9 protein-coding genes are annotated in these 12,352 nt (G+C 51.2%); 4 read left to right on the top strand and 5 right to left on the bottom strand.

The annotated features are described in order from the left end of the window. Positions 1 to 37 precede the first annotated feature (37 nt). Positions 38 to 706, top strand: a complete 669-nt coding sequence (locus tag AC04MQ_RS17610) for a hypothetical protein (protein ID WP_157865701.1) — start codon at positions 38 to 40, stop codon at positions 704 to 706. A 12-nt stretch (positions 707 to 718) separates the two neighbouring features. Here the strand turns inward: AC04MQ_RS17610 and AC04MQ_RS17605 are convergent, their stop codons facing one another. The 5 genes from AC04MQ_RS17605 to AC04MQ_RS17585 form a co-directional block, all read right to left on the bottom strand. Further along, entirely contained in the window at positions 719 to 3,508 is a 2,790-nt protein-coding gene (locus AC04MQ_RS17605; protein WP_011164900.1) for an outer membrane protein assembly factor, read from the bottom strand. Then, the gene (locus tag AC04MQ_RS17600) at positions 3,505 to 7,473 is read right to left on the bottom strand and encodes a translocation/assembly module TamB (protein ID WP_038449731.1); all 3,969 of its coding nucleotides are present in this window, start codon (positions 7,471 to 7,473) and stop codon (positions 3,505 to 3,507) included. Before AC04MQ_RS17600 ends, AC04MQ_RS17605 begins: the two co-directional genes overlap by 4 nt. Beyond that, on the bottom strand, positions 7,470 to 8,531 hold the full coding sequence (locus AC04MQ_RS17595; protein ID WP_011164898.1) for a hypothetical protein: 1,062 nt from the start codon (positions 8,529 to 8,531) through the stop codon (positions 7,470 to 7,472). The genes AC04MQ_RS17600 and AC04MQ_RS17595 overlap by 4 nt, the downstream gene beginning before the upstream one ends. 89 nt (positions 8,532 to 8,620) lie before the next feature. After that, a complete protein-coding gene (efp, locus tag AC04MQ_RS17590; protein WP_015091551.1) occupies positions 8,621 to 9,187 on the bottom strand; it encodes an elongation factor P in 567 nt (188 codons plus the stop codon). A 66-nt stretch (positions 9,188 to 9,253) separates the two neighbouring features. Next, positions 9,254 to 10,084, bottom strand: coding sequence for a tetratricopeptide repeat protein (locus tag AC04MQ_RS17585; RefSeq protein WP_015091550.1), 831 nt, complete (start codon positions 10,082 to 10,084; stop codon positions 9,254 to 9,256). Between the two features lie 85 nt (positions 10,085 to 10,169). Between AC04MQ_RS17585 and ruvC the strand changes: the two genes are divergently transcribed. The 3 genes from ruvC to ruvB are packed head-to-tail and all read left to right on the top strand — an operon-like array spanning position 10,170 to position 12,243. Then, a complete protein-coding gene (gene ruvC / locus AC04MQ_RS17580) occupies positions 10,170 to 10,670 on the top strand; it encodes a crossover junction endodeoxyribonuclease RuvC (protein ID WP_235046110.1) in 501 nt (166 codons plus the stop codon). Further along, a complete protein-coding gene (ruvA, locus tag AC04MQ_RS17575) occupies positions 10,667 to 11,257 on the top strand; it encodes a Holliday junction branch migration protein RuvA (protein ID WP_015091548.1) in 591 nt (196 codons plus the stop codon). The genes ruvC and ruvA overlap by 4 nt, the downstream gene beginning before the upstream one ends. Then, the gene (ruvB, locus tag AC04MQ_RS17570) at positions 11,254 to 12,243 is read left to right on the top strand and encodes a Holliday junction branch migration DNA helicase RuvB (protein ID WP_015091547.1); all 990 of its coding nucleotides are present in this window, start codon (positions 11,254 to 11,256) and stop codon (positions 12,241 to 12,243) included. Before ruvA ends, ruvB begins: the two co-directional genes overlap by 4 nt. Positions 12,244 to 12,352: the final 109 nt, after the last annotated feature.

Raw genomic sequence — 12,352 nt, 5'->3', positions numbered from 1 at the left:
CGGCATAAATACGATTTTGTTTCGAGAGCGGCGCGGCATGAGTGTGGCAACCCAAGGACATCTGCAAAAATTTAGACTTCTTTGTGAAGAGCTGTCCTCTATGCTGGAGCAGGAGGGCTGGTCTGTACGTCCGTATGCTCAAGAAACTCTGCCGTATTTTCAGCAATTGAATCCAGATGAGCAGGCTCATTCCACGGATTTGATGAATCAGTATCTTGAGGTTTGCCGGTCAGTTCACCGTCAAGGACGTCGGATCAAGGACATGCCTTTCCTGGTAAAAACAGCCTTGGACTACTACGGATATAAAATCAGTCCTGAGGGGCTTGATCAGTTGGTGAATGTGGAAGGGCGTATTGTCGAGTTTTATTCCCACAAGCACACGCAGTTTTTCCGTTCATTCAATTTCTTTGAATTTTGCAGCTATACTATCGAAGACGTTTTCTGTCGCAGCTGGCCTCATCTGTATTCCCGCGCGGAAGAAGTGACCTTGCGTATTTTGGAGCAAGCCAACTATATTTTGTCAGGCCGATTGAATCAGCCGGTGATCATCACGGAAGTTCATAAGATTCAAGAGCGCGTGTCGCTGGAGCGACTGCAGATGTATATGACCCGCCTGTATCTGGAGCCCCTGATCAAAGATGGCAAAGTCGAAGGACTGATCGCCATCGAAGACTGTGTGTGGAATATTAACGACTTCACAATTTAGGATCTTCTGTCTTTAGAACGTACCGATCGACAGATGGAAGCGCCATGGTTCTTCACCAGGGCGTGCATCCAGCTTCCAAGCCCATTCAAGACTTAATGGCCCCACGGGGGTATTGTAGCGAATGCCAAATCCGGTTGAATCACGATACGGATCCGTAAAGTGCAGATCATGGATCTTCACGGAACCCCCATCATAGAACAAAGCTCCACCCAGACTTTCCCAAACCGGGAAGCGCAGCTCTGATTTAATCAGATACATGGTTGAATCCGTGGTCAGATAGTACGTCGGATCGGTGTCGCTCAAGCCCAGATCCTGACGGTTGGGGAAGACCTCCTGGGTTCCGGCTTCATAACCACGCACGGTGGATTGACCGCCCAGCGTGAAGCCCTTTTTATCCCAGGGTACACCACCGTCTTTGCTCAGATTTTTCAAATATCCACCGCGCACCTGATTGGCCCAAACGACAGGTTGTTTGGACAGGCTTCCCACGGTCCAATAGTGGGTGAAACTCAAAGTGGAACGCCAGTATTCGATTGTTGGACTGCTGCCGATTTCCGGAGTGGAGAACTCAGCATTCCAGCGAGTGAAAGTGCCGCGGGTCGGATTGAACGGATTGTCGCGGAAATCCAGATCCAGTTGCGGGCCGGTGGTGGCGATGTTTTGCTCCAGCGTATCGTATGGATAAGAGTCATCCAAACCGAAGTCGCGGATGGTTGCCAAGGACCACAGATCCCAGATTCCCAGGATGCGCGACGTGAAATCTTTTTCCAGAGAGTAGGTGGTCGAGCGCACATCCGACACCTGCTTGATGTCGTAATCGGTCACGGTGCTGGAGCGGGTGACGTTGATACGGCCACGCACGCGGGAATTGAAAATATAAGGCTCCAGATAGCCAAGGACCACGCGACTTTCCAGGTATTTGATGTCAGCGACGTTGTAGTTTCCTTCCAGGCGCAGGGAAATCCCGCGGCCCGTGCCCCACAGGTTGCGATAGGCAATCCCGGTGTATCCGCGCAATGTCAGGGTTCTTTCATTGGTTGCGCCCACGCCAAAATTGAAGACCCCGGGATCCCGTTCGGTGACTTTCACCAGCACCGTGCGGTTGGCGACGTTGGTTTTTTCCTCGAGCGTGCGGATTTCAACTGAGCCAAAGAAGCCGGTTCTTTGAAGACGTGCGACGGATTCCTCCAGATTTGAAGGCGTCAGCAGATCACCCTTGTCGAACTCAAGTTCTTTGTGGATCACATAGTCGGTAGTAAAGGTGTTGCCTTCCAGAATGATAGAGGCCACGCGCACCTGCGGGCCTTCAAAGATTTTGAAATTCAGGGTGGCTTTGGTGTTGGTTTCATCATAGGTCACCAGATCCGCGCGCTCATTCAACAGCAGCATTTCAATATAGCCCTGCTCGCGGTAATGGTTTTTCAGACGGGCCACGGCCTCTTCGATTTGTCCCAGCTTCAGAGGCCCCGGGCGCAGGCGAGTGACCTTCAAAAGCTCTTCCGGTGTGAAGGCCTGATTGCCGGTAAAGGTGACGGACTCCACTACGGTCAGGGGGCCTTCATCCAGATTGATGTAAATCGTGACGGCGTCACGTTCCTTGTTGTACTGCGTGCGGGTGGAAAGAATCTTGGCTTGCAGGTAACCGTTGTTTTGCAGTTCCAGAATCAGATTCTTTAGGCCGGCGTCAATGTCGTCCTTGTTGTAATAGCCGCTGTCAACGATGGCCGAGCTGTGCTCTTCGATAAAGTTGATATAGTAGCTGTCTTTTTTGCTATAGCGGCCCGTGAGGTTGTATTTTTGCACCTTCACTTGCGGGCCTTCATCGATGTGGAAGGTCACCTTGCGCTGGAAATTACGCAGTTCGGATTCATCCGCTTTGACTTCGGCGCGGGCGTAACCCTTGGAAAGATAATAGCTGCGAATCTTGGCGGCCAACTCGGCGCTGACCGACGGGCTGGCGGAATAATAGTTGTCCAGATCCAGGGCGTTTTCGATTCCGCGGATCGCTAAGAAACGCACCCCCTGATAGTCAAAGTTGTACTTTTCAGTCTTTTCCAGTCGATAGGTCAAGGTCACCTGGGATTCGTCGGCATTGAAATCCGCCGTCGGCCCCACCAGATCCGCGCGGATATAGCGGTTCTGGGACAGGTATTCACGGGCGTCCTTCTGGATTTTGGACAGAGTTGAGTCCGTGTAGGGATCATTCAGGGCGCCGTCGATTTCTTTCATCAGGCGTTTGTTCAGATCCTCATTCGGGCTTTGCAGCACGATATTGTGAACGCGGGTTCTTTTGTTTTCATTCACGCGCACCAGAATTGAAACGGACTCAGGACTTTCCGGCGGCATTTCGATATCGATCACAGCGTTATAAAAACCAATGTCACGATAGGCCTGGCGCAGTTTTTCCCCGCCTTCAATCAGGGTCTGCTGGTCAAAGACGTCGTCGGCCTTCACGCCAAACAGGCTGGCAGCTTCGGAAGTCGAAATGGTCTTATTGCCCTCCCACTGAACTTGGGAAATACGACGGGTCAGCTGGAAGTCCATGCGCCACGGACTGCCGTTGCCGTCATCAAAGACGCGCAGGCGCTGCAGCTGAGGCTTTTGCTGCATAAAGCGCAGAATTTCGTCGACCTGATCCTGACTCAGGCGTTCTTTTTTGGCGTCGGGGAATCTTTTTTCCAGATCCTGCTGCAGTTCCTGTGGCAGGGGGGAGTAATTCAGATTCTTCTTCACCGCCCAGGCGGGAAGTCCCAGAGACAGGGCCAGAATCAAGGCTGGTTTCAAAAGGGGTGTGCGGATCATTTAAACTCCCTTTTGAATTCCAGATCCAGGCCAAAGATGCTTTGGGATTCCTGCTGCGTGGACTGCACGTTGGTGTTTTCCTCGGTGCCACGGGTTTCGAAAGATCCGATGGCAGTGAAGTTGCTGTTCAGGATGTATTCCAGTTTGATGTCGTAAGACTGGGTGTCACCCACCGGACGGCTGCCAGACACTTTCATTTTTTCTGAAAGGCGACGGCTCAGGGTGATCTTCGGAACCGAGATGTTGCGGGTGGAATCGTACTGGGACGTCACTGCCAGGTTCAGGCCCAGGGTGCTTTCAAGCTGTTTGTTGATTGGTTTTGCCAAAACCGCGCCGCCGATTTCCACGCCCAGCTGTTCTGCCTGCTGGCGGGATTGCAGGTTCTGATCCATCGCCGACGACGTAACACCCAAAGCAATCAGGGAAATAATGTCCTGCTCTGAAAGCGGCGGGACGCTGTTCAAAAGGATGGTCGGGTTTTTGGACGGTCCCTGCGCCAGCAGGGTGATGTCGTATTCATTGATGCGGGACGCGGCTGAAATGTACAGGTTGGGATTGATTTCATCCGGATCATTGAAATCAATCACGCCACTTTGAACATCAAAAACTTTGTCTTTAAAGATGATCTTGGAACGTCTTTCCATGCTGATTTTACCTAGCAGTACCGGATTGGTTGGCGGGCCTTTGACCTGCAGTTGACCCGTGACTGAGCCATCAATAAGGGAATTTTTGATCACGATATTGCGGCTAAGCAGAATCTGCAGATCCAGCAAGATGGCCTCAAACTGACCCTCGCGCAGAAGTTTTGGCAGGTACAGGCTTTGGCGAACGCCGGTGACACCGCCACCATCTTCGGTGAATTCTTTTTCAACCATGGCGCTGGTCACATGATAGGTCCCGGAAAGAGTGAACGGGAACCAGCGGCCCGAGAACAGCAAGTCGGCACTGCCACTGCTGCGAACCTTGTCCGGCACATTGAAGGTCACACCCTCCAAACGCGCACGGATGGTGGTCGGGATGTCTTTGATGCCGTTGATCTGAATGCCACCGTCACCAGTCAAAGTTCCGCCGGCAATCTGCCCGTTGATGGAATTAATCAGGATGCGACTTTGCGAGAACACGACTTCAGCAGACACTTTTTCCAGCGGATGCGGGAAGCCTTTGATTTTCACAAAAGTGTCTTTGGCATTGGCGTTACCAAGAATCTCAGGCTTCATGACAGAGCCCGATACATTCGTGGAAACATGGATCGGTCCCCCCATGTCTTCCAGGAAAGGCGTGAAGATCTGCAGCAGGCGAAGGTCGGCATTGGCGGTCACACCCACGTTCAGATTCTCGGCAGTAAAGTTGGTGCCGCGGATCTGGATCAGGTTGTTCGGGCCTTGCAGGGTGAAATTGCGGATGCTGGCCACACCGTGATCCATGGTGATGTCGATAGGGCCGTTGTTGGCAAAGCTCAAAGGGCCGCGTTTCAAGGTGAAAGCGTCGATGTGCACTTTGCCTGTGGCTTTAAACAGCTCGCCGCTGTCGGATCTCAGGTCCACGGTGGAAGTCAGTGCCGAGTCATATTCGTTGGCCAGGTTCGCACCGCCAATCAGGCCCAGCAAAGTGGAATAGTTCCAGTTGTTGGTGGTGACCTTCATCACCAGCGGCGTGCGGCTGCTGGCAATAGGCACCTGGAAGTCGGCCTTGACCTTGTTCCCGAACAGGGTCATCTGGCCGGCAACACTTTGACGGCTGATTTTCAGAATCAGGTTGGAGTTGGGAATTTCCTGATCCTCGAACAGGGTGTCGGTGATGGCGCCTTTTAAAAGAATCTGTGGCTGCGTCACGGATTCTTTAAGTTCAGCGGCAAAGTTCAGGTTCCCGGTGATGTTGGAATTGATCTTGCTGATGATGTCGGATTCCTCCAGACGCCAGTTTTTTCCATCTGCATACAGATTCATGATCTTGTCAGAGGAGATGCCCCCCTGCAGGGTGACGGTGGAATTGGCTCTTTGCAGAACAACCTTGTCAGCCTTGATGTTTCCCTGGTTGGCGGAAGCATTAAATTGAAGCGAGTCAAAGCTTTCAAGGCCGATGAAAACTTTCTTAAAGGCGGATTCAATCTTGTAATTGAGCTTCCAGAAATTCAGAGGGCCTTCCACATGGGCTTTGGCGGCGCCCACACCCTGAACCTGAATGGGCAGTTTGTAAATCGGCTCAAAGACCTGCGCCACATCGGCGATATCGGCAGTTGGAACACTGAAGTCACCGCTCAGGGTTTCGTTGTTCAGATTCACATTCAGATCACCCAGATACTGGGTCTTGTTGATGGCGCCGGCAATGTCCTCAAAGATCAGATGTCCCTTGCGGTACTTCAGATCAGCAATCAGATTTCCCAGGGCAAAGTCTTCAAAAATAAAATTGCGCGCATTCAATTTCATGTCAAAGATCGCCGCATTGGAATCCCCCGAAGTGGATCCTGAAATGCTGGCGGCACCGATCATCTTCAAATTGGCCAGATTGCGGATGTTCTTAAGATCCAGTTTGTCGGTTTTGAAATTGATTTTAAAGCCCTTGTTAAAATCGATCACACCGTCGGTGGTGCCCTGACTGCTGCCGACGTTCAGAAGAGCAGCATAGGTTACACTCTGGGTGGTGACCTGGAACTGACCTTTGGCTTTCATGCTGTCGATATTCACCAAAGGTTTTGTGTTGGGCTTTAGGTCGGTTTTCACCCACAGGTCTTTGCCGGAAATAGAAGCATTGGTGCAAGTCACCTGGAACGTCGGGCGGATGCGACCCTCGCACGGCAGTTCACCTTCAAGCCCGATGCCCACAGGGATGTTCGCCAGATCCAGGCTTTGGAAAAGCTTGTACAGATCCAGGCTATGAACAGTGATCAGGGACTTGAAGCCGTAATTGCCGTCCAGCTCCAGTTGGGACTTGGTCAAAGTCGCTTCGCCGGCCGGATGATTCACCTGCATTTCAGAAAGACTGATCACGCCATTTTGGTATTCACCCTGAACGCGCGCATCACCCAGTTCCAGTTTTCCCAATGTCACTGAGCGGGTGTTGATGTCGGCCGAAGCTTTGACATCCTCCAGACCGTTGAAGCGGGCATCCATTTCGGTGACCAGCTCGCCGTTGATCACCGGCAGCTTGATGTCCGGGCGCAGGCGTTTCACTTCGTTGTAGATGTCCGTTAGATTGACCTTGGCACTCAGATCCAGAACACCGGAAGGTTTGATCGCGATTTTGGAAAAATGAGTCAGTTCCCCGCGGGTCAGAATTTCGGATTCCCCCAGGCGCACACCCAGTTGGATGATCTTCAGGGACTGGCGGGTCAGGTAAAGGTGCGTGTCCAAAGATCCCGCAAAATCACCGATGCCGCCAAGCTTGACCTGCAGGGACGGGATGTTGGCTTTGGCCGTCAGGTTTTTCCCCATATTGGTCAAAAGCAGATCACCGCTTTCAACATCCACATTCAGTTTCAATTGTTTTGAAGAAACATTCAGCAGGATGTTCTGCAAAAACACCCGTTGCAGCGGCAGCTTTTCCAGGATGGCAAAGATTTCATCCATGGGAAGTTCTTTGGCCGGAGAGTCATCTTTCAGGAAAGGATCGATATTGATTTGCGCGCGCGGGGATTCCGCCACCACCGCAGATAGGGTCAGTCGGCCCCCCATCAGATGAAACACATCGACAAAGGCACGCACGCTGCCAATTTCAATCAACGGCAGGGAATCAGCCAATTCACCTTTGCCGCGGATTTCAATTCCTTCTATCGCCGCGGACGGGCGCAAGAATCGTAGTGACAACTTTTTGGCGCGAATGCTGACGGGAAGATTCTCATCGGAATAACTTTGGATTTTGTTCAGCGCCCAGGTTTCCAGTTTTGGTGCGATATAGGTGGACCCTACCGCCCATAAAACCAGAAAACACGCCAGTGGCGTCAGTAAAATCCAAAAAGCCCTTCTCACTGGCCACCCCAGATGCTGAGCAGGGCACTGGCCGCACGGTAATGCGGGCGCGCTGCCAGCAATCCTTCCATCACTTCAATGGCAGTGTGTTTTTGGCCCAGCCCCCACAGCGCCTGGGCGCGCAGATAAGCCGTGGCAAAGAAAGTTTCCGGTTCATGGGCAAAGACGACTTCCACTTTCGCCAGATCTGTCAGCAGTTCCACGAAGCGGCGGCACTTCAGCAGCACTTCCAGACGGAACCAGATCAAAGTCTCCGATTCATCGCTGAAGGACAGCAAAGACAGCGCGTCTTCATAACTTTCCAGCATATAAGCGGCAATGGCGAAATCAAAAGCCATGGACGGATCAGTTTCTGCGTGCTCATGCATACTTTGCATCAGCACCTGCAGAGCCTGTTCTGTTTCCGGATCTTTCGGAGAGAAATCTTCTGTCTTCACTCCGCGCGAGCGTGGTGTGCGGCGGGAAAGAATTTCCAGCGCATAACGCTGCTTGTGTTCGTTCACTTCGCGGCGAATGTCGCTGTCGCCCGGATAAAGTTTCTGCAGACGAGCCAGCAGGGATTTTTCCTGTTCATACAACTGCTGCGTGCGCAATGTAATCAACTGATCCAGCAACAGACGTTTGTTGTTCAGATAGTCTTTGTGAATTTTGTATTTGCGGTTGCTGCGCCACTCGCCCAAAGATTGAATCGTCTGGCGCAAAGCCAGGGAACGGGACGCTTCTTCCTGGGCGCCGTCTTCTTCGATACCGTCAATCAGGGCACGCACGGATTTTTCATCCAGCTCTTCGCTAAAGGCGCTCAGCGCTTCCAGAAAGTACGGCCAGGGAATCGGGAAGGATTCATTTTCAAGATGGCGCAAAACAAACTCAACCAGCACCAGTTCATTTCCGGATTGAATCAGAAAACGTGAAAGGGCGGTGATGTTATCAAGAGTAAAATGATCCGGGGAGGATTCGATGCTGGAGACAAGACGAGTTGCCACTTCAGCCAGATCGATATTTTGATCTGAGCCTTGATTGAGTAAATTCTGGATTTCTAACTCAATATATGTGGACAAGAAAAAAGCCTCCGCAGTTCATCTGAAACTTTATCTCATTATTTTGCGATAAAATTCAGTGGTTGCGGAGACTTAATACTAGGCGTTAATTACTTTTGGCTGACGCGCTCTACGTATTCACCTGTGGAGGTGTCAATACGAAGAACATCGCCTTCGGAGATGTGCAATGGAACACCTACAGTCAGGCCGGTTTCCATAGTTGCTGGCTTAGTCGCGCCAGTCACACGGTCACCTTTGATACCTGGGTCTGTTTGAGCCACTTTCAAGTTCACCGCTTTTGGCACGTCGCAAGCAACGGCTTTTTCGTTGTAGAACAAGATCACAACTTTCAGATTTTCAGTCAGGTAGTACTTGGATTCGCCCAGGTCTTCTTCAGACATGGCGATTTGTTCGAAAGTTTCCTGAGACATGAAGTTGTAACCAGAGTCGTCTTTGTACAAGAAAGACATCTCTTTGTTTTCTACGTTTGGAACTTCGAATTTTTCACCGGATTTGAAGGTGGATTCAAGATTTTGGCCTGTCAGCATGTTTCTCAGCTTAGTGCGAGTGAACTGATTGCCTTTGCCTGGTTTCACGTGTTGGAAGTCCACGACGATGTAAGGCTTGCCCTCGAGCATGATTTTTAGACCTTTTCTAAAGTCCGACGTTTCGTACATTGTAAAATCCTTCCTGAATAAGATAAATCAAGGAAGAGCTATAATGTCCTAAACGGGCGTCAGAGGTCAACCTTGGGCGCGGTAGTCTTCTATTTTGCGAAGCATCATCTCAAGGACTTCCAGCTTTCGTTCGCGGATCAACTGCTCACGGGGTTGGATAGGTTTCAGTGGAATGGCCTCATCAGTGTCGTTATAGCGGACCTGAAGGGTTTTCATGCGTCTTTGGATCTCGGGATGGTCGCCGAATTCCACGCGGGTGTCTTTCAAAAGGGCATGGGCTTTTTCCAGATCGTTGCGCACAATAAAGGCATCAATCAGGGAAAGCATGCGCTCCAAAGCCTTGTTGGTGGTGATCGGTGCCGGACGGATGACCACTTCTTCGATGCCAAAATCCGGTTCGCGCCCCACGGGGGGGGCGGCTGAACTTTCCAGATTTACTTCCGGCAGTTTGGTCATGGCAAAGACGTCTTCGTCGTACTCGTCCGCCGTCAGGGATTCCAGTTTTTGCACCGCCTTTTGGGCGCTTTTGGAATTTGGATTCAGGAATAAAACCATTTTAAAGGACTTTAAAGCATCCTTCGGATTCTTTTGCGCCAGATGAACTTCGGCCATCAGTTGGTGCGCCAGAATATTTTCAGAAGACAAAGCAGTGGCTTTTTTCAGAGTGTCCAGAGCTTTGGCAAGCTCTCCCAAGTCGCGCATCACCTTGGCGTAAGTCACCAGTCCACCCACAAATTGCGGGTGGCGTTGAACGCCGGCAGTCACGGTTTTACGGGCTTCTTGAAGCATTCCCATTTCACGATAAGCCTCTGCCAACGGAGCAAAAACCTGAGAATTCGGATCTTTCTCGAGGAGGCTTTGGTACTTTTCAATGGTGCTTGCTTCAATTTTGGGCATGAACAGATACTAAAGCAGATTGATTGACTAAGCAATAGCTTCAGCTTCAAATAGGGGCGAGAGTTTAAAAACAGGGTGGTTGTCTTTGATTATTCTTGGGGTCGATCCCGGTTCCCGCATTACAGGTTTCGGTGTCGTTCGCGTGGCGAACGGAAAGATTGAGCATATCAATCACGGCGTGATCGTCATGGACGGTGACGACGCTTTCCCGCGCCGGATGACCGAACTGGGTTCTGCGTTCCGTGAAGTCATGGAAAAGTACAAACCTGAACAGGTCGTCATCGAAAAAATCTTCCTGGGTAAAAATGCCGACAGTGCCTTCAAGCTGGGTCACGCCCGCGGCGTGATCATGTATGAAGCCGGTCTAGGCGGAGCCGAAGTTCAGGAATACGCCACCCGGTCCGTAAAAAAAGGTGTCACCGGCAACGGCGGCGCCTCCAAAGAAGACGTGCAGGCCATTTTGAAAGTCATGCTGAGCTTAAAAACCATCAGCCGCATCGATGCCTCGGACGCCCTGGCCATGGCTTGTTACCATGCCTTTGAAATGAAAAAGAAAGCCCTAATGCAAAGAGCGGTGAGTTTATGATTGGATATCTGCGCGGTAAAATTATTGAAGTGATGAATGACTCCGCTTTGATTGATGTCAGTGGTGTGGGTTATGAAATCCTTGCTTCCGGCAACACGCTGGGGGACCTGCAGACCCTTCTGGGCAAAGACATCATCGTCTGGGTGCACACGCATGTGCGCGAAGATGCTTTGCAACTTTTCGGTTTCCACGACAAAGAAGAAAAAAACATGTTCCTGTCTTTGCTGAAAGTTAACGGTGTCGGTCCAAAGATGGCCTTGAGCATTCTTTCCGGCGGCCGTCCGGCGCAAATCCAGCAGATGATCGAAGCGGGCGATGCCAAGGCTTTGTCCGGTCTGCCTAAGGTCGGCAAAAAAACCGCTGAACAAATTATTCTGACCTTAAAAGGCAAGCTTGTGTCGATCGAAGACGGTGGCGTTATCGGCCATGCCAAATCTGTGGCGCACACTCAAATCACTTCTGCACTTTTGAACTTGGGTTACAAGTCCCAGTTGGTGGATCAGTTTGTATCTTCGTTGCCAACGGACGTGTCCGTTGAAGACGGTATTCGCAAAGGCTTCCAGACCCTTTCCGGAGGCTTGTCATGAGTCGTATTCTTGAAGGCGATCCGGTTGAAGGCGAAAAAAGCTGGGAAAACGAACTGCGTCCCCAGAAGTTTGAGGACTTTCCCGGTCAGGATGATGTGAAGGAAAAACTGAAGGTCTTTGTGGCCGCTGCGAAATTCCGTGGCGAGTCCCTGGATCACGTGTTGTTGTGCGGGCCTCCGGGCTTGGGTAAAACGACACTTTCCAAAATCATCGCCAACGACATGGGTGCGGAAATCAAAATGACTTCGGCGCCAGCGATCGACAAAAAGGGTGATTTGGCGGCGATTCTGACGTCACTGAAGCCGCATTCAGTTTTGTTCATTGATGAAATTCACCGTTTAAGCCGTCACGTGGAGGAATACCTCTACACCGCGATGGAAGACTATTACATTGATATCGTGACCGGTGAAGGCCTGGGCGCACGATCCATGAAGTTCACTCTGGCACCGTTCACTTTGGTGGGGGCGACCACGCGTGCGGGTTTGCTGAACCCGCCGTTCCGTGACCGTTTCGGTATTGTCGAACGTTTGCAGTTCTATGATAAAGATGCTCTTCGCCAGATTCTGATGCGGTCAGCGGAAATCCTGAAAGTTGAAATTGACGAACATGGCGCTGAAGAAGTGGCCCGTCGTTCCCGCGGGACTCCGCGTGTAGCTAACAGGCTTCTAAAGCGTGTGCGTGACTATGCTCAGGTCAAAGGCAACGGAGTGGTGACTAAAGATATCGCCGTCTATGCTTTGAACCAACTGGGTGTGGATCAGTATGGCTTGGATCTGATGGATCGCCGAATTCTCAGTCTGATACAGGACAAGTACGCCGGTGGTCCGGTGGGGATCGATACAATCGCGGCGGCCTTGAGCGAAGAGCGAGACACCCTGGAAGAGGTTTACGAGCCATTCCTGATTCAGGAAGGGTTCATTCAGAAAACCCAGCGTGGCCGTGTAATCACTGAATTTGCGAAAAACTCAGTTTTGGCGGACAAATAGCGAGTTTCGGAAACTCGCGGAATAACCATTAAAATCTCATATTGAAGCTTCAGAAGCTCATCATTGGCGCCGATAAATTCAAAGGAACACTTTGATTTTAAGGGGCGTC

Source organism: Bdellovibrio sp. MYbb2 (genome assembly GCF_056175685.1).
The sequence above is the reverse complement of the archived record's forward strand: the minus strand, read 5'-3'. Positions and strand labels throughout refer to the sequence as shown.